This is a genomic window from Streptomyces malachitofuscus (assembly GCF_055571035.1).
The window spans coordinates 12,472-30,486 of record NZ_JBVIGA010000014.1 but is presented as its reverse complement, the minus strand read 5'-3'; the positions used below and the strand labels follow the sequence as shown (position 1 = coordinate 30,486).

Annotated in this window: 16 protein-coding genes and 1 tRNA gene; 10 read left to right on the top strand and 7 right to left on the bottom strand. The window is 68.2% G+C overall.

The genetic code is table 11. The features are described 5' to 3' along the window. Positions 1–9: 9 nt before the first annotated feature. The 6 genes from rsmG to rpmH form a co-directional block, all read right to left on the bottom strand. Positions 10–729, bottom strand: a complete 720-nt coding sequence (gene rsmG, locus ACZ44S_RS20935) for a 16S rRNA (guanine(527)-N(7))-methyltransferase RsmG (protein ID WP_466931217.1) — start codon at positions 727–729, stop codon at positions 10–12. A 119-nt stretch (positions 730–848) separates the two neighbouring features. Continuing rightward, positions 849–1,361 (bottom strand): Jag family protein, encoded by a 513-nt coding sequence (locus ACZ44S_RS20930; protein WP_125505341.1) that lies wholly within the window; start codon positions 1,359–1,361, stop codon positions 849–851. Positions 1,362–1,376: 15 nt separating this feature from the next. Then, positions 1,377–2,648, bottom strand: a complete 1,272-nt coding sequence (gene yidC / locus ACZ44S_RS20925; RefSeq protein WP_466931215.1) for a membrane protein insertase YidC — start codon at positions 2,646–2,648, stop codon at positions 1,377–1,379. A 3-nt stretch (positions 2,649–2,651) separates the two neighbouring features. After that, the gene (gene yidD, locus ACZ44S_RS20920; protein WP_466931213.1) at positions 2,652–3,026 is read right to left on the bottom strand and encodes a membrane protein insertion efficiency factor YidD; all 375 of its coding nucleotides are present in this window, start codon (positions 3,024–3,026) and stop codon (positions 2,652–2,654) included. Continuing rightward, positions 3,023–3,394 carry a ribonuclease P protein component gene (gene rnpA / locus ACZ44S_RS20915; RefSeq protein WP_149547926.1) on the bottom strand — a complete coding sequence of 124 codons (372 nt, stop codon included), beginning with the start codon at positions 3,392–3,394 and terminating at the stop codon, positions 3,023–3,025. Before rnpA ends, yidD begins: the two co-directional genes overlap by 4 nt. 21 nt (positions 3,395–3,415) lie before the next feature. After that, entirely contained in the window at positions 3,416–3,553 is a 138-nt protein-coding gene (rpmH, locus tag ACZ44S_RS20910; RefSeq protein ID WP_003956500.1) for a 50S ribosomal protein L34, read from the bottom strand. A 375-nt stretch (positions 3,554–3,928) separates the two neighbouring features. Here rpmH and dnaA point away from each other — a divergent pair, with 375 nt between their 5' ends. The 9 genes from dnaA (at position 3,929) to ACZ44S_RS20865 (ending at position 16,764) form a co-directional block, all read left to right on the top strand. Further along, positions 3,929–5,914 carry a chromosomal replication initiator protein DnaA gene (gene dnaA, locus ACZ44S_RS20905; protein WP_466931211.1) on the top strand — a complete coding sequence of 662 codons (1,986 nt, stop codon included), beginning with the start codon at positions 3,929–3,931 and terminating at the stop codon, positions 5,912–5,914. An 856-nt stretch (positions 5,915–6,770) separates the two neighbouring features. Beyond that, entirely contained in the window at positions 6,771–7,901 is a 1,131-nt protein-coding gene (gene dnaN, locus ACZ44S_RS20900; protein WP_466931209.1) for a DNA polymerase III subunit beta, read from the top strand. A 160-nt stretch (positions 7,902–8,061) separates the two neighbouring features. Beyond that, entirely contained in the window at positions 8,062–8,937 is an 876-nt protein-coding gene (gene gnd, locus ACZ44S_RS20895) for a phosphogluconate dehydrogenase (NAD(+)-dependent, decarboxylating) (protein ID WP_466931207.1), read from the top strand. Between the two features lie 72 nt (positions 8,938–9,009). Then, complete coding sequence (gene recF / locus ACZ44S_RS20890; RefSeq protein ID WP_466931205.1) at positions 9,010–10,131, top strand: DNA replication/repair protein RecF; 1,122 nt, start codon at positions 9,010–9,012, stop codon at positions 10,129–10,131. Beyond that, positions 10,128–10,670 (top strand): DciA family protein, encoded by a 543-nt coding sequence (locus ACZ44S_RS20885; protein ID WP_466931203.1) that lies wholly within the window; start codon positions 10,128–10,130, stop codon positions 10,668–10,670. The genes recF and ACZ44S_RS20885 overlap by 4 nt, the downstream gene beginning before the upstream one ends. 433 nt (positions 10,671–11,103) lie before the next feature. Then, on the top strand, positions 11,104–13,164 hold the full coding sequence (gene gyrB, locus ACZ44S_RS20880) for a DNA topoisomerase (ATP-hydrolyzing) subunit B (RefSeq protein WP_466931201.1): 2,061 nt from the start codon (positions 11,104–11,106) through the stop codon (positions 13,162–13,164). A 42-nt stretch (positions 13,165–13,206) separates the two neighbouring features. Then, on the top strand, positions 13,207–15,804 hold the full coding sequence (gyrA, locus tag ACZ44S_RS20875; RefSeq protein ID WP_466931199.1) for a DNA gyrase subunit A: 2,598 nt from the start codon (positions 13,207–13,209) through the stop codon (positions 15,802–15,804). Positions 15,805–15,822: 18 nt separating this feature from the next. After that, positions 15,823–16,566, top strand: coding sequence for a DUF3566 domain-containing protein (locus ACZ44S_RS20870; protein ID WP_466931197.1), 744 nt, complete (start codon positions 15,823–15,825; stop codon positions 16,564–16,566). A 121-nt stretch (positions 16,567–16,687) separates the two neighbouring features. Then, a tRNA-Ile gene (locus ACZ44S_RS20865) sits at positions 16,688–16,764 on the top strand. Between the two features lie 288 nt (positions 16,765–17,052). On the opposite strand, the gene ACZ44S_RS20860 is transcribed toward ACZ44S_RS20865, so the two are convergent. Next, on the bottom strand, positions 17,053–17,418 hold the full coding sequence (locus ACZ44S_RS20860; RefSeq protein WP_466931196.1) for a DUF6344 domain-containing protein: 366 nt from the start codon (positions 17,416–17,418) through the stop codon (positions 17,053–17,055). Between the two features lie 338 nt (positions 17,419–17,756). Here ACZ44S_RS20860 and ACZ44S_RS20855 point away from each other — a divergent pair, with 338 nt between their 5' ends. Further along, the gene (locus ACZ44S_RS20855; RefSeq protein WP_003999697.1) at positions 17,757–17,885 is read left to right on the top strand and encodes a DLW-39 family protein; all 129 of its coding nucleotides are present in this window, start codon (positions 17,757–17,759) and stop codon (positions 17,883–17,885) included. Positions 17,886–18,015: the final 130 nt, after the last annotated feature.

Genomic DNA, 18,015 nt, shown 5'->3' with positions numbered 1-18,015 from the left:
CACCGCTCGCTATCCGCGCCGTCGGCGGGCCCGTCCCGTGCGGGCCGCCTTCGCACGCTTCGCGGCGAACCTCACACCACCAGGACTCTCACCGACCTCGACACGCACCACGGTGGACAGAGGGTCCACGACCCCCTCGCCCACATGCACGATCGATGTCGCCACGGCGCCGAGCTTGCTCAGTGCCGTGGATGCGCTCTTCAGCTCCTCCTCGGCAGCGTCACCCTTGAGTGCGAGCATCTCGCCGTATGGCCGCAGAAGAGGGATCCCCCAGGTGGCGAGACGGTCGAGCGGAGCCACGGCACGAGCGGTCACCACGTGTACCGACGGCAGCTTCCCCATGACCTCCTCGGCACGGCCGCGTACAACCGTCACATGATCCAGGCCGAGCAGCTCCACTACCTCGGTCAGAAAGTTGGTGCGCCGCAACAGCGGCTCCAGCAGAGTGATCTTGAGGTCCTCACGGACCAGCGCCAGAGGGATGCCCGGCAGACCTGCCCCGGAGCCGACATCGCACACCGTCACCCCCTCGGGTACGACCTCCGAGAGCACCGCACAGTTCAGCAGATGCCGCTCCCACAGGCGGGGTACCTCGCGCGGACCGATCAGGCCGCGCTGCACGCCCGCCTCGGCAAGCAGCTCCGCGTAGCGGACCGCGTCCGCGAAGCGATCACCGAACACCTCGCGGGCCTGCTCGGGCGCAGGGGGAAGCTCCGCTGCCTCCGTCACGGGGGACCGTCCTTCCGTACCGTGCCGGCACAGGGCGCCGACACCAGAACCAGAACTATCAGGCTGACAAAGTTCGGCCCCGTCTGCGCAACAGACGGGGCCGGTGAAGTGGGGGCCGATCAGGCGGGAAGCACGACGACGAAGCGCTGCGGCTCCTCGCCCTCGGACTCGCTGCGGAGGCCGGCCGCCTTGACCGCGTCGTGCACGACCTTGCGCTCGAACGGCGTCATCGGGTCGAGCTTCACGGGCCGGCCACTGCTCTTGGCCTCGGCGGCGGCCTTCGCGCCGATCTCGGACAGCTCGGTCCGCTTCCTGGCCCGGAAGCCCGCGATGTCGAGCATGAGGCGGCTACGGTCCCCGGTCTCCCGGTGCACGGCCAGACGCGTCAGCTCCTGAAGCGCTTCCAGCACCTCACCGTCACGGCCCACCAGCTTCTGCAGGTCACGGCTGCCCGTGTCGCTGATGATCGAGACTGAGGCGCGGTCGGCCTCGACGTCCATGTCGATGTCGCCGTCGAGATCGGCGATGTCGAGCAGACCCTCCAGGTAGTCCGCCGCGATCTCGCCCTCCTGCTCCAGGCGGGTCAGGGTGTCTGCGCCCTCGGCAGCAGCGGCGGTGGTGCCTTCCGTCACGGGATGGACTCCTTCTTACTTCTTGGACGGGGACTTGGGCCGCTGCGGACCCTTGCGCTGTCCGGACTGGGCCTTGCTGCGGGTACTGCCGGCGGGCTTGGCGTTGCCCTTCTTGGCGGCGGAGGCGGGCTTGGCGTCCTGGGGCTCGTCGGACTTGGTCAGCGAGGTGGGCTCACCCGCCGCCTTGGCCGCCCCGGACTGGCGCTGGGACTTGCTCTGCCTCTTGGGCTGCTGGCGCTTGGGAGCGGCACCGGTGCTGGTCGGCGTGCCGTCCTCGGCCTGGGCCGCGGCCGAGCTCTCGCTCTTGATCACCGCGCCGTCGGTCTGAGCTGCGAGACCCGCCTTGTTGAGGCCGTTGATGAACTTGCGCTCGTACTCGTTGCGGTCCCGGCCCTTGGCGACGATGGCCTTGACGATGGCGCGCTCACGGCGATTGCGGGTCTTGCCGTGCCGGGTGACGTGCTTGGACAGGCGTTCCAGGTAGGCGGCCTGAGCCTTGGAGCCCGGCGTGGGGTTGTTGTGGATGACGTACATCTGCTGGCCCATGGTCCACACGTTGGTGGTCAGCCAGTAGACGAGAACACCGACCGGGAAGTTGATGCCGAAGACCGCGAAGATGACGGGGAAGACGTACATCAGCATCTTCTGCTGCTGCATGAACGGCGTCTTCACCGAGGTGTCGACGTTCTTCGTCATCAGCTGGCGCTGCGTGTAGAACTGCGACAGCGACATCAGCACGATCATGATCGCCGTGACGACGCGGACGTCGGTCAGGGAGGAGTTGAGCGCCTCGACCTTTTCCGAGCTGTCCGTGAACTTCGCCGCGAGCGGGGCACCGAAGATGTGAGCCTTCTGCGCGCTCTCCAGCAGACGCTCGTTGATCACGCCGATGGTGTCGTTCGACGCGATGCTGTTGAGCACGTGGTACAGGGCGAAGAAGAACGGCGACTGGGCCAGGATGGGAAGACACGAGGAGAGCGGGTTGGTACCCGTCTCCTTGTAGAGCTTCATCATCTCTTCGGACTGGCGCTGCCGGTCGTTCTTGTAGCGCTCCTGGATCTTCTTCATCTCCGGCTGGAGCGTCTGCATCGCGCGTGTCGCCTTGATCTGCTTCACGAAGAGCGGGATCAGGCAGATACGGATCAGGATCACCAGGGACACGATGGACAGGCCCCAGGCCCATCCTGTGTCAGGGCCGAAGATGGCGCCGTACACGCTGTGGAACTGGACGATGACCCAGGAGACAGGTGTCGTGATGAAGCTGAAGAGGCTGGCAATCGTGTCCACTAATCATGCTCCTTGGGCATGGGACGAGGTCTCTGCGGCCGGGCTCGAAGGACTCGTCGGACTTGTGGGAGAAGCCTGTCCTTCGGTGGCCGGTTCGGCGGCGGAGGTCCCGCCCTTGCGTGCACGCCAGGCGTTACGCAGCATTTCGTGCCACCGCGGACGCTTGCGCGGCGGGACATGGTCCACACCGCCCAGCGACCACGGATTGCACCGCAGGATGCGCCAGGCCGTGAGTGCGGTGCCCTTGAGGGCACCGTGCCGGTCGATGGCCGTGTAGCCGTAGTGGGAACACGACGGGTAGTACTTGCACACCGGCCCCAGCAGTGGACTGATCGTCCACTGGTAGAGCTTGATCAGAGCCAGCAGCGGGTACTTCATCGCGCGCCCCCTCCCAGCAGCCGCTGCAGGGCGGCATCCAGGTCTCGGGCCAGCTGTGCATGGTCGGCGTCGCCCGCACCGGGCAGCGCTCGTACGACTACCAGGCTACCGGGGGGCAGCCGGTCGACTCGCTCGCGCATCAGGTGGCGAAGCCTGCGCTTCACCTTGTTGCGCACCACCGCGCCGCCCACGGCCTTGCTCACGACGAAACCCGCACGCGACGGGGGAGCGCTCTCCCCAGGCGCATGCGGGTCCGTTGCACCGCTACGAAGGTGGACGACGAGATGCTGGCGCCCGGCCCGGCGCCCTCGTCGTACCGCGGTCGCGAAGTCCTCGCGCCGCCTCAGCCGGTTCTCGGTGGGCAGCACGACGTCATGACCTGACCGGGATCAGGCGGACAGACGGGCGCGACCCTTGCTGCGGCGGGACGCGAGAATCGCGCGGCCGGCACGGGTGCGCATACGCAGCCGGAAGCCGTGGGTCTTGGCGCGGCGACGGTTGTTCGGCTGGAAGGTGCGCTTGCTCACTCGGGGGCTCCAGAAGAGATCGGTTCTTGCGGGGTGCCGTCCTGGCTGTCACCGTGCGCCCACGAGTAGCTCGCGTTACGCCCCAGTGCACCGCTGACCGATCACCTTGAGCGATCTGTGCCCATCGGAGGCAGGCGGCAGCAGCCATCGACAACTCGACCTCGTTACGGTACGCGCGGCTGCGTCATTCGGTCAAACCAACGGTCGCCAGGAGACACTTGTCCACAGCCTGGGGACAACAACTTGAACCGTACCGGCCGCGCTGACTACCGTGACTGGACTCCGATTCGTTCCCTTGACCCTCCACCACCCGATTTACATCCCGACCCGTCCTTCGCATCACACGATCGAGGGACCTGTGAGAGAGCGTGCCCTGTGGCTGACGTACCTGCCGATCTTGCCGCAGTGTGGCCACGCGTACTGGAACAGCTACTCGGCGAGGGCCGCGGACAAGGGGTCGAGGGCAAGGACGAGCACTGGATCCGACGCTGCCAGCCGCTGGCCCTGGTCGCCGACACCGCACTGCTCGCCGTACCGAACGAGTTCGCCAAGGGTGTCCTCGAGGGCCGGCTGGCCCCCATCGTCAGCGAGACCCTGACCCGCGAGTGCGGCCGCCCCATCCGGATCGCGATCACCGTCGACGAGACCGCCGGCGAACCTCCGGCCCCGCCGGCACCCCGCCCACAGCCGCGGTACGAGGAGCCGGAGCTCCCCGCCGTCCGCCAGGAACGCACCGACCGTCCCGACCGCTCCTCCGATCACCGCGAGAGGCCGGACCGCCAGGACCGTGAGTCGTACGAGGGGTACGAGGGGTACGAGGGATACGGCCGGCGCCGGGGCGACCGGCAGCCCGGCCCGTCCGGTGACCAGCTCCCCACCGCACGCCCCGCCTACCCCTCGGAGTACCAGCGCCCGGAGCCCGGGGCGTGGCCGCGGCCGTCGCAGGAGGAGTACGGCTGGCAGCAGCAGCGCCTCGGCTTCCCCGACCGGGACCCGTACGCCTCGCCACCGCAGGACACATACGGCTCACAGGACGCCTACGGCAGCCAGGACACTTACGGCTCACAGGACGGCTACGGCGGCTCGCCGGCGCAGGACTACCGCCCGCAGCCGATGGAGCGGCCGTCCTACGACCAGCAGCGCTCCGACTACGACGCGGCGCGCGGCGACTACGACCAGCGCGACGCCCGGCGCCGCGACCTGCCCGAACCGCCCGCCGGCTCGGGTCACGTCCACCGCGGCGGCCCCGTGGGCCCGAACCTGCCCACCACCGGGGCGCCCGGGCCTCTCGCGGCGCAGCCGGCCCCGGCACCCGGTCCCGGTGAGCCGACCGCCCGGCTGAACCCGAAGTACCTGTTCGACACGTTCGTCATCGGCGCCTCCAACCGATTCGCGCACGCGGCCGCGGTAGCCGTCGCAGAGGCACCGGCGAAGGCGTACAACCCCCTGTTCATCTACGGGGAGTCGGGCCTCGGCAAAACGCATCTGCTGCACGCGATCGGACACTATGCGCGGAGCCTCTACCCGGGCACGCGCGTGCGGTACGTGAGCTCGGAGGAGTTCACCAACGAGTTCATCAACTCCATCCGTGACGGCAAGGGCGACAGTTTCCGCAAGCGCTACCGCGAGATGGACATCCTGCTCGTCGACGACATCCAGTTCCTGGCGGACAAGGAGTCGACGCAGGAGGAGTTCTTCCACACCTTCAACACGCTCCACAACGCCAACAAGCAGATCGTGCTGTCCAGCGACCGGCCACCCAAGCAGCTGGTCACCCTGGAGGACCGGCTGCGGAACCGTTTCGAGTGGGGCCTGATCACGGACGTCCAGCCGCCGGAGCTCGAAACGCGCATCGCGATCCTGCGCAAGAAGGCGGTCCAGGAGCAGCTCAACGCCCCTCCGGAGGTCCTGGAGTTCATCGCGTCCCGGATCTCGCGGAACATCCGTGAGCTCGAGGGCGCGCTGATCCGGGTGACGGCGTTCGCCTCGCTCAACCGGCAGCCGGTGGACCTGGGGCTGACGGAGATCGTGCTGAAGGACCTGATGCCCGGGGGCGACGACTCCGCTCCGGAGATCACCTCCACCGCCATCATGGGGGCGACAGCCGACTACTTCGGGCTGACGGTCGAGGACCTGTGCGGAACCTCGCGAGGGCGCGCGCTGGTGACGGCGCGGCAGATCGCCATGTACCTGTGCCGGGAGCTGACCGACCTCTCGCTGCCGAAGATCGGCGCGTTGTTCGGCGGACGCGACCACACGACGGTGATGCACGCCGACCGGAAGATCCGCAATCTGATGGCCGAGCGGCGCTCCATCTACAACCAGGTCACGGAGCTCACCAACCGCATCAAGGCCGGCTGACGGCCCGCAGGACGGACGAGGGCGCCTCCGGAGGGATCCGGAGGCGCCCTTCTTCGTACGCCGGGCGCCGGGCGCTGTTCGATTCCGGAGCCGGGTTACGGCCGCCCTCCACAGATTCGGTGACTTTTTCCCGTCCACATCCTGGGGACCGGGAAGTTGTCCCGATCTTGTCCACAGCAAGGGCTGCGGAGAACCCATAGGGCCAGGTCAACCGCCTGTGGATTCGTGGACGAACGATCTCCACAGACTGTGGACGAAGCCGTGATCCACAACCTGTGCACCAAGTTGTCCACGGGCAACCCACAGGCTGAGGCCGGTTGTCCCCAGTGATCCGCCGCTTCTCCACATGACTGTCCACTGTTCGGCAACGCGACACGCCCTCTCACCGGGGCGAGTGAAAGGCGTCACATCAAGCTGCGGCAGGGGGCTGTGGGAAAGGCCCGCGAAGCTGGGGACGGAGCTGGGGAGAACTGGCCCCCGCCTGTGCACGGTGTGTGCAGAACTTTCTGTTCTCCACAGATACGCCTGGTTGTCCACCGGCCCCACCCACAGGGCCCGTGGACAAAAAACCCGCGCTGAGCTGGGAAAACAGGGTTATCCACGGTATCCACAGGCCCTACTACTACTCCCAACCAGAGAGAGCGAGGAATTCGTTTCGAAGGGGGTCCTGTGCACAACTCACCGTCTCGCCCCCGACTGCCACTCGTCACGACTTGACCCCGAGGGGCACCTACTGTCAGTGCGGTGCGTCAGACTGGTCCCCGGTGTCCTTCCCCTCACAGGGGCCGACGACACCGAGTCAGACGACGAAGCCAGGCAGGGCGAGAAGCGCCGGCAACAGCAGGAGGCGGCAACAGTGAAGATCCGGGTGGAACGCGACGTACTCGCGGAGGCAGTGGCCTGGGCGGCGCGCAGCCTCCCGGCCCGTCCGCCGGCCCCTGTCCTCGCCGGCCTGCTGCTGAAGGCCGAGAACGGCCAGCTGAGCCTGTCGAGCTTCGACTACGAGGTCTCCGCGCGGGTCTCGGTGGACGCGGAGGTCGAGGAGGAGGGCACAGTCCTGGTCTCCGGCCGGCTGCTGGCCGACATCTCCAAGGCCCTCCCCAACCGGCCGGTGGAGATTTCCACAGACGGTGTACGGGCGACGGTGGTGTGCGGCTCCTCGCGGTTCACCCTCCACACACTGCCTGTGGAGGAGTACCCGGCCCTGCCGCAGATGCCGAACGCGACAGGCACGGTCCCGGGCGAGGTCTTCGCCTCCGCCGTCCAGCAGGTCGCCATCGCGGCCGGCCGTGACGACACGCTGCCCGTCCTCACGGGTGTGCGCATCGAGATCGAGGGCGACACCGTCACGCTCGCCTCCACCGACCGCTACCGCTTCGCGGTCCGCGAGTTCCTGTGGAAGCCGGAGAACCCGGAGGTCTCCGCGGTCGCCCTGGTGCCCGCCAAGACGCTCCAGGACACCGCCAAGGCGCTGACCAGTGGTGACCAGGTCATCCTGGCACTGTCCGGCTCGGGTGCGGGCGAGGGCCTGATCGGCTTCGAGGGTGCCGGCCGCCGTACCACCACGCGGCTCCTGGAGGGCGACCTGCCGAAGTACCGCACGCTGTTCCCGACCGAGTTCAACAGCGTCGCCGTGATCGAGACCGCCCCCTTCGTGGAGGCCGTCAAGCGCGTGGCCCTGGTCGCCGAGCGCAACACCCCGGTGCGTCTGAGCTTCGAGCAGGGCGTGCTCATCCTGGAGGCCGGTTCCAGCGACGACGCACAGGCTGTGGAAAGGGTCGACGCCCAGCTGGAGGGCGATGACATCTCGATCGCCTTCAACCCCACGTTCCTGCTGGACGGCCTGAGCGCCATCGACTCCCCGGTGGCCCAGCTGTCGTTCACCACGTCCACCAAGCCCGCGCTGCTCAGCGGCCGCCCGGCGGTGGACGCGGAGGCGGACGAGGCCTACAAGTACCTGATCATGCCGGTGCGGCTCAGCGGCTGAGGTCCTCGGCCGCCGATCATCTGTGCGCGGAAAGCCGCAGGTGAGAGGCGATGCGTGTGAGCGCGTATGCCCACAGATGTGCGCGAGCGTCCGGGTTTAGGCTCGGACGCCGGCACGTACGTGCCGTCACGCCACGTCGCACACCTAAGGAACACAACTGATGGAGCTCGGTCTCGTCGGCCTCGGCAAGATGGGCGGCAACATGCGCGAGCGGATCCGCCGCGCAGGCCACACCGTCCACGGATACGACCGCAACCCGGACCTCGCCGATGTGCACAGCCTGCGGGAGCTTGTGGACAAGCTCAGCGGCCCGCGTGTGGTGTGGGTGATGGTCCCGGCCGGTGAGCCGACCCAGTCCACGATCGACGAGCTCGCCGGGCTCCTCGAGCCGGGCGACGTCGTCGTCGACGGCGGCAACTCCCGCTGGACGGACGACGAGAAGCACGCCGAGGAGCTGGCGGCCAAGGGCATCGGCTTCGTCGACTGCGGCGTCTCCGGCGGCGTCTGGGGCCTGGAGAACGGCTACGCGCTGATGTACGGCGGCGACAAGGAGAACGTCGCCAAGGTGCAGCCGATATTCGACGCCCTCAAGCCGGCGGGCGACTTCGGTTCGGTGCACGCCGGCAAGGTCGGCGCGGGGCACTTCGCGAAGATGGTCCACAACGGCATCGAGTACGCCATGATGCAGGCCTACGCCGAGGGCTGGGAGCTGCTCGAGAAGGTCGACTCGGTGACCGACGTCCGGGAGGTGTTCCGCTCCTGGCAGGAGGGCACCGTCATCCGCTCCTGGCTGCTGGACCTCGCGGTCGACGCCCTCGACGAGGATGAGCATCTGGAAGGCCTCCGGGGTTATGCACAGGACTCCGGTGAGGGACGCTGGACGGTGGAGGCCGCGATCGACCACGCGGTCCCGCTGCCGGCGATCACGGCCTCGCTGTTCGCGCGGTTCGCCTCCCGTCAGGAGGACTCGCCGCAGATGAAGATGATCGCGGCGCTGCGCAACCAGTTCGGCGGCCACGCGGTCGAGAAGAAGTAGTCCACAGAGCACGTAAGCAACCACAGGACCGCACGGCGGTCCACAACGCCGGGGGAGGTCGGCGAAACGACCATGCACGTCACGCATCTGTCGCTGGCCGACTTCCGCTCCTACCCCCGGGTCGAGGTCCCGCTCGACCCGGGGGTGACGGCCTTCGTCGGCCCCAACGGGCAGGGCAAGACGAACCTCGTCGAGGCGATCGGCTACCTCGCCACCCTCGGCAGCCACCGGGTTTCCTCCGATGCCCCGCTGGTCCGCATGGGGGCCGACCGCGCGGTCATCCGGGCCCAGGTCCGCCAGGGCGAGCGTCAGCAGCTGGTCGAGATGGAGCTCAACCCGGGCCGCGCCAACCGCGCCCGCATCAACAGGTCCTCGCAGGTGAGGCCCCGGGACGTGCTGGGGATCGTACGGACCGTGCTGTTCGCGCCCGAGGACCTGTCCCTGGTCAAGGGCGATCCCGGTGAGCGGCGCCGTTTCCTGGACGAGCTGATCACCGCGCGGGCGCCGCGCATGGCCGGTGTCCGCTCCGACTACGACCGCGTGCTCAAGCAGCGCAACACCCTGCTGAAGTCGGCCGCGCTGGCCCGCCGGCACGGCGGGCGCACTCTGGACCTGTCCACGCTCGACGTCTGGGACCAGCACCTTGCCCGTGCGGGCGCCGAGCTCCTGGCGCAGCGTCTGGACCTGATCGCCGCGATGCAGCCGCTGGCCGACAAGGCATATGAGCAGCTGGCACCCGGCGGCGGACCGGTGGCGCTGGAGTACAAGCCGTCCGCGCCCGGCGAGGCCCATACGCGCGAGGACCTGTTCGAGCAGCTGATGTCCGCCCTCGCGGAGGCCCGCAAGCAGGAGATCGAGCGGGGCGTCACCCTGGTCGGCCCGCACCGGGACGACGTGCTCCTCAAGCTGGGCCAGCTGCCCGCCAAGGGGTACGCCTCGCACGGCGAGTCCTGGTCCTACGCGCTGGCGCTGCGTCTGGCCTCGTACGACCTGCTGCGCGCCGAGGGCAATGAGCCGGTGCTGGTGCTGGACGACGTCTTCGCCGAGCTGGACACGCGCCGCCGGGAGCGTCTGGCCGAGCTGGTCGCGCCCGGTGAGCAGGTGCTGGTGACCGCCGCCGTGGACGACGACGTACCTCATGTGCTGGCGGGTACGCGGTTCGCCGTGGCCGAGGGGACGGTGGAGCGCGTATGAGCGGGCAGCAGCCACCCGCGGGCGGGGCCGGAAGGGCTCCCGAGCCCTCCGGTGTCGACCTGGCGCGCGTGGCGTTGCGCGCGGCCAGGGAGGCGGCACGCGCGCGGGGAGACGCGGCACAGCAGAAGAAGCAGGCGCGGCGCGGCGGACTGCGCTCCGGCGCGCGCGCCGACCGGCGCGACCCGATGGCGCTCGGGGCGGCGATCAACCGGCTGCTCACCGAACGCGGCTGGGAGGCCCCGGCCGCGGTGGGCGGGGTGATGGGGCGCTGGCCCGAGATCGTCGGCGAGGACGTGGCCAAGCACTGCGAGCCGGAGCGCTACGACGAGGACGAGCGGGTGCTGGTCGTGCGCTGTGACTCAACGGCCTGGGCGACCAATCTGCGGCTGCTCGCGCCGACCCTCGTGGCGCGGCTGAACGAGGACCTGGGACACGGCACGGTGCGGCTGATCAAGGTCGTCGGCCCCACCGGTCCCGCCCGTCGCTTCGGGCCCCTGCGGGCCCCCGGAAGCACCGGACCCGGTGACACGTACGGGTGACCGGGCGGCCTTTTCGACCCCTCACGCCACACGTGACTGACATCACATCAGGGCTTCTCAACGGTGCGTTCGTACCGCCGGTACCCGTTTCGCCCTCCGGCCGCACACGGTTGCGAATCGCCACCTGACTCCTAAGTAGCAAAGGGTTGACGGCCGGAAGCGCTGAGTGCCGTCGTGGGGCTCCTGGAGCCCCCATCCGCATATCGGGAGTCGGACGAGACCGGTTGAGGGCGGCACATGCGGACTCAGGTGCCCGCAAACCCCCATCGATGTCAGCGCTACCGGTAGAATGGAAGACAATCCCGCCCCGATCGTGGGGACCGCCCGGGAAAAGCTGAGCAACGCTGATCAAGGCTTACCAACGCAACATGCCGCAGCCGCTCCGGCAACCTGCCGACGAGCCCGGCTCGTGCTGTGCCAGAAAGGGCGCTTCGTGGCCGATTCCGGCAACCCCAACGAGAACATCCCGTCCACCGACACCGGCGTCAGTGAGGCGGCGAGCACCCCGGCCGGCGACGCCGGCACGTCGTACGACGCGACAGCCATCACCGTCCTCGAGGGCCTGGACGCGGTCCGCAAGCGACCCGGTATGTACATCGGGTCGACCGGCGAGCGGGGACTGCACCACCTGGTGCAGGAGGTCGTCGACAACTCGGTCGACGAGGCGCTGGCCGGCCATGCGGACACCATTGACGTCACGATCCTGGCGGACGGCGGCGTGCGCGTCGTCGACAACGGCCGCGGCATCCCGGTGGGCATCGTCCCCTCCGAGGGCAAGCCCGCCGTCGAGGTCGTACTGACCGTGCTGCACGCGGGCGGCAAGTTCGGCGGCGGCGGCTACGCGGTCTCCGGCGGTCTGCACGGCGTGGGCGTCTCCGTGGTCAACGCGCTGTCGACGCGGGTCGCCGTCGAGGTCAAGACCGACGGCCACCGCTGGACGCAGGACTACAAGCTGGGTGTCCCCACCGCGCCCCTTGCCAAGCACGAGGCCACCGAGGAGACCGGGACGTCGGTCACCTTCTGGGCCGACGGCGACATCTTCGAGACCACCGACTACTCCTTCGAGACGCTCTCCCGGCGCTTCCAGGAGATGGCGTTCCTCAACAAGGGCCTGCGGATCAACCTCACCGACGAGCGCGAGTCGGCCAAGGCCACCGCCGGTGCGGACGAGGCGGGCGAGGACGAGAAGCACGAGGTCAAGGCCGTCTCGTACCACTACGAGGGCGGCATCGTCGACTTCGTGAAGTACCTCAACTCCCGCAAGGGAGACGTGGTGCACCCCACCGTGATCGACCTGGAGGCCGAGGACAAGGACAGGCACCTGTCCCTCGAGGTCGCCATGCAGTGGAACGGCGGCTACACGGAGGGCGTGTACTCCTTCGCCAACATCATCCACACCCACGAGGGCGGTACGCACGAAGAGGGCTTCCGCGCGGCGCTCACCTCGCTGATCAACAAGTACGCGCGGGACAAGAAGCTGCTGCGCGACAAGGACGACAACCTCACGGGTGACGACATCCGCGAGGGTCTGACCGCGATCATCTCGGTCAAGCTGAGCGAGCCCCAGTTCGAGGGCCAGACCAAGACCAAGCTGGGCAACACCGAGGTGAAGACCTTCGTGCAGAAGGTCGTCTACGAGCACCTCAACGACTGGCTGGACCGCAACCCCAACGAGGCCGCGGACATCATCCGCAAGGGCATCGCGGCGGCCACCGCGCGCGTGGCGGCCCGCAAGGCGCGTGACCTGACCCGGCGCAAGGGGCTGCTGGAGTCGGCGTCCCTGCCCGGCAAGCTGTCCGACTGCCAGTCGAACGACCCCACCAAGTGCGAGATCTTCATCGTCGAGGGCGACTCCGCCGGCGGTTCGGCCAAGTCCGGCCGGAACCCCCAGTACCAGGCGATCCTGCCGATCCGCGGCAAGATCCTCAATGTCGAGAAGGCGCGCATCGACCGGATCCTGCAGAACCAGGAGATCCAGGCGATGATCTCCGCGTTCGGCACCGGGGTGCACGAGGACTTCGACATCGAGAAGCTCCGCTATCACAAGATCATCCTGATGGCGGACGCCGACGTCGACGGCCAGCACATCAACACCCTGCTGCTGACGTTCCTCTTCCGCTTCATGCGGCCGCTGGTCGAGGCCGGGCACGTGTTCCTCTCCCGTCCCCCGCTCTACAAGATCAAGTGGGGCAGGGACGACTTCGAGTACGCGTACTCCGACCGCGAGCGCGACGCGCTGATCGAGATGGGCCGTCAGGCCGGCAAGCGCATCCGTGAGGACTCCGTCCAGCGCTTCAAGGGTCTCGGCGAGATGAACGCCGAGGAACTGCGCATCACCACGATGGACCAGGAGCACCGCGTCCTCGGCCAGGTCACCCTCGACGACGCCGCGCAGGCCGACGACCTGTTCTCGGTCCTGATGGGTGAGGACGTCGAGGCCCGCCGCGCCTTTATCCAGCGCAACGCCAAGGACGTCCGCTTCCTCGACATCTGAGTCGGTCTCAGCTGACCGCACCAGGAAGGACCTTCACCAGCAATGACCGACGAGAACACTCCCGTCACGCCTCTCGAGGACCCGGACGCGGCCGGCATGCGCGTAGAGCCCGTCGGGCTCGAAACCGAGATGCAGCGCTCGTACCTCGACTACGCGATGTCCGTCATCGTGTCGCGTGCGCTGCCCGACGTCCGTGACGGCCTCAAGCCCGTCCACCGCCGCGTGCTGTACGCCATGTACGACGGCGGCTACCGCCCCGAGCGCGGCTTCTACAAGTGCGCCCGCGTCGTCGGCGACGTCATGGGCAACTACCACCCGCACGGCGACTCCTCGATCTACGACGCGCTGGTCCGCCTCGCGCAGCCGTGGTCGATGCGGATGCCGCTGGTGGACTCCAACGGCAACTTCGGCTCGCCGGGCAACGACCCGGCGGCGGCGATGCGCTACACCGAGTGCAAGATGGCGCCGCTGTCGATGGAGATGGTCCGGGACATCGACGAGGAGACCGTCGACTTCACGGACAACTACGACGGCCGCTCCCAGGAGCCGACCGTCCTGCCCGCGCGCTTCCCGAACCTGCTGATCAACGGCTCGGCCGGTATCGCGGTCGGCATGGCGACCAACATCCCGCCGCACAACCTGCGCGAGGTCGCCGCCGGCGCCCAGTGGTACCTGGAGAACCCCGAGGCGTCGCACGAGGAGCTCCTGGACGCGCTGATCGAGCGGATCAAGGGCCCCGACTTCCCGACCGGCGCCCTGGTGGTCGGCCGCAAGGGCATCGAGGAGGCGTACCGCACGGGCCGCGGCTCGATCACCATGCGCGCGGTGGTCGAGGTCGAGGAGATCCAGAACCGCCAGTGCCTGGTGGTCACGGAACTGCCGTACCAGACCAACCCCGACAACCTGGCGCAGAAGATCGCCGACCTGGTGAAGGACGGCAAGATCGGCGGCATCGCCGACGTGCGCGACGAGACGTCCTCCCGCACCGGCCAGCGCCTGGTCATCGTGCTGAAGCGGGACGCGGTCGCCAAGGTCGTCCTGAACAACCTCTACAAGCACACCGACCTGCAGACCAACTTCGGCGCCAACATGCTGGCCCTGGTCGACGGCGTTCCGCGCACCCTCTCCCTGGACGCGTTCATCCGCCACTGGGTGACGCACCAGATCGAGGTCATCGTCCGCCGTACGCGTTTCCGGCTGCGCAAGGCCGAGGAACGGGCGCACATCCTGCGCGGCCTGCTGAAGGCGCTGGACGCCATCGACGAGGTCATCGCGCTGATCCGGCGCAGTGAGACCGTCGAGATCGCGCGCGGCGGCCTGATGGACCTCCTCGACATCGACGACATCCAGGCCAACGCGATCCTGGAGATGCAGCTGCGCCGACTGGCCGCACTGGAGCGCCAGAAGATCGTCCAGGAGCACGACGAACTCCAGGCGAAGATCACCGAGTACAACGAGATCCTCGCCTCCCCCGTGCGTCAGCGCGGCATCGTCAGCCAGGAGCTGGCGGCGATCGTCGAGAAGTTCGGCGACGACCGCAAGACGAAGCTGATCCCCTACGAGGGCGACATGTCCATCGAGGACCTGATCGCCGAAGAGGACATCGTCGTCACGGTCACGCGCGGCGGCTACATCAAGCGCACCAAGACCGACGACTACCGGGCCCAGAAGCGCGGCGGCAAGGGCGTACGCGGCACGAAGCTCAAGGAAGACGACATCGTCAACCACTTCTTCGTGTCCACCACCCACCACTGGCTGCTGTTCTTCACCAACAAGGGCCGGGTCTACCGGGTGAAGGCCTACGAGCTCCCCGACGCCGGCCGGGACGCGCGCGGGCAGCATGTGGCCAACCTGCTGGCCTTCCAGCCGGACGAGACCATCGCGCAGATCCGCGCCATCCGCGACTACGAGGCGACGCCCTACCTGGTCCTGGCCACCAAGGCCGGCCTGGTGAAGAAGACGCCGCTGAAGGATTACGACTCGCCGCGCTCGGGCGGTGTCATCGCGATCAATCTGCGTGAGCAGGAGGACGGTTCCGACGACGAACTGATCGGCGCCGAGCTCGTCTCGGCCGATGACGATCTGCTGCTGATCAGCAAGAAGGCACAGTCGATCAGGTTCACGGCGACGGACGACACGCTGCGGCCCATGGGCCGTGCGACCTCGGGCGTCAAGGGCATGAGTTTCCGTGAGGGCGACGAGCTGCTCTCGATGAATGTTGTTCGACCCGGTACGTTCGTGTTCACTGCCACAGACGGCGGGTACGCGAAGCGGACCGCTGTCGACGAGTACCGCGTTCAGGGGCGCGGCGGCCTCGGTATCAAGGCCGCCAAGATCGTCGAGGACCGCGGCTCCCTCGTCGGCGCGCTGGTGGTCGAGGAGACCGACGAGATCCTCGCCATCACGCTGTCGGGTGGTGTGATTCGTACGCGAGTCAACGAGATCAGGGAAACCGGCCGTGACACCATGGGCGTCCAACTGATCAATCTGGGCAAGCGCGATGCCGTGGTCGGCATCGCTCGAAACGCCGAGGCTGGACGCGAGGCGGAGGAAGTCGACGGCGACGTGGCCGTGGACGAGACCACCGACGGGGACGCGACCACCGGCACGGACGAGGGTGAGGCGCCCTCGGCCGAGTAGCACGAGGAGTGAGTCAGCGTGAACGGAGCCACGGGCGCCGGACCGACCGGTACCAGTTCGGGAACGGGCGGCGGTGGCCGTGGCTCCGCCGCGCGGGCGGCGGATCCGCACACGACCAATCTCAAGGCGATCAAGTCGCCCGCCAAGGACGCCTCCTCGTCCGACAGACAGGGATCCCAGGGGGGAACCGTGACGGACACCCGAGGCCCGCAGGCCGCGCCGGACCAGGGCGCCGCCGCTCAGACGGCCTCACCGCTGCCGGGGGAACGGCAGCCGCAACAGCAGGCGGGCCCGTACCACCCGCCGCAGGCCTACCCGGCACAGGCCGGGACGGCAGCCGGCCAGACCGGCGCGGTGCGGCGCCCGCGCACCGGCGCGAGCACCACCCCGCGCGTGCGCAAGGCGCGCCTGCGCGTGGCCAAGGCCGACCCCTGGTCGGTGATGAAGGTCAGCTTCCTGCTCTCCATCGCCCTCGGCATCTGCACGATCGTCGCGTCCGCGGTGCTGTGGATGGTCATGGACGCCATGGGCGTGTTTTCGTCGGTCGGCGGCACGATCGCCGAGGCGACCGGCTCCAACGAGTCGAACGGCTTCGATCTCCAGTCGTTCCTGTCGCTGCCCAACGTCCTGATGTTCACGTCGATCATCGCGGTCATCGACGTCGTCCTGGCGACGGCTCTGGCGACGCTCGGCGCGTTCATCTACAACCTTTCCGCGGGCTTCGTGGGCGGCGTCGAGGTGACGCTGGCCGAGGACGAGTGACCTGCTCACGACGCTTTCCCCGCCTCCTCCGACGGTTCCCCGACAACCGATTTTGGGACTGCCCGGGTCGTGCGCTAATCTTCAGGAGTCAGCGCGCGGGACACACACCGCAGAGCGCGGCGGGGCTATAGCTCAGTTGGTTAGAGCGCATCCCTGATAAGGATGAGGCCACAGGTTCAAATCCTGTTAGCCCCACCAGCGAGAGGACCCCCAACCCGATAGTGGTTGGGGGTCTTCGCGTTCACGGCCGACCAGGGACGCCCGCCTTCGAAGGGCTCCGCCACGACCAGGACGCCGAGGGCGGCGATCGGTCCTGCCGACTTCGCAACGAGAAGACCCCCGTCGCATACCGACGGGGGTCTTCTTCCGGCGTCGAGGCTGTCACCAGCCGGGGAGTCTTCGTCGTGCCGTGGTGCTGTACGCAAGTTCGCCAGGACTTCGGGAAGCAGCGACGGCACGAGGAGGGCTCCGGAGCACCGCCGGGGGTCAGCGCTGGAGCGGGATGAGTCCGGTGACGGGTTCCGGCCGGGAGGACTCCGTGTCCTCGGAGCAGTCCGCCGAGCTGGATTCTTCGGTGTCCGCATGAGGGCTGTGCCTGCAGCCGGGGGACTTGCCGTGGGCCTCGGCGTGGATGCGCTGTTTCATCGTGGGGGGCAGGGCCCTGATCAATGACCAGGACCACAGGGGCGTGGCCGGTGCCGTCGTCCTGGACGTGCTGTCGCTGTTGCGCGTCTTCTCGGTCTGCGGTACGGCCGCGGAGGCGGTCGTGGTGATGAGTCCGAGCGCCGTGCACAGCGCGAGGAAGGCGGTGACGACGGCGTTCCACAGCTTCATGACCTTGTTCCGGGCCATGGCCCCTCACTTTCGGGTTGGGCGATTTGCGTACTTTCCTCATGATGTGTATGAGGGTCGCGAAGTGGTGGACCGACGCCCGTGGCGCGTGGATGTTCAGATGAACACCACCCGGATGGGGGCATAAGGGCGGAAAAGGTGGAGAGCGGGAGGTAAGGCGATAAAGTGACCGTCCATGGAGGTGTGATCACCCTCCGATCGGATCGCCGTACTCCGCTTCTCCTGCGCCCGACCCAAAGGCAGTTCAAGGGGTCGACGCAGGTCACCGATCGGTATCGACCGGTGTGTATAGTCGGGCGCCAGAGGTCCCCTACGTCAACGAAAGACGAGGTCGCGCGGTGAAGAAGCTTCTCCTGGTCGCACTGGCCGCCATCGGCGGGCTCCTCGTGTACCGCCAGATCCAGGCGGATCGCGCCGAGCAGGATCTGTGGACGGAGGCGACTGACTCCGTGCCCACGGGTTCGTGAGTACCGATATCCGACGCTGAACAGACCCCGGCCGCCCTTGCGGTCGGGGTTTTGTGTGGCCGGGCCTTGCGGACCGGGCTCCTCCACGGGGCAGGATGGGCGGCACGGTGCGACGTCCGGGCAGCGACGA

Bases quoted from the DNA above. Each gene is read 5' to 3' on its own strand.
- ACZ44S_RS20885 (WP_466931203.1), top strand. From the start codon at position 10,128: ATGAGCGGGCAGCAGCCACCCGCGGGCGGGGCCGGAAGGGCTCCCGAG.
- gnd (WP_466931207.1), top strand. From the start codon at position 8,062: ATGGAGCTCGGTCTCGTCGGCCTCGGCAAGATGGGCGGCAACATGCGC.
- ACZ44S_RS20860 (WP_466931196.1), bottom strand. From the start codon at position 17,418: ATGGCCCGGAACAAGGTCATGAAGCTGTGGAACGCCGTCGTCACCGCC.
- gyrA (WP_466931199.1), top strand. From the start codon at position 13,207: ATGACCGACGAGAACACTCCCGTCACGCCTCTCGAGGACCCGGACGCG.
- yidD (WP_466931213.1), bottom strand. From the start codon at position 3,026: ATGAAGTACCCGCTGCTGGCTCTGATCAAGCTCTACCAGTGGACGATC.
- recF (WP_466931205.1), top strand. From the start codon at position 9,010: ATGCACGTCACGCATCTGTCGCTGGCCGACTTCCGCTCCTACCCCCGG.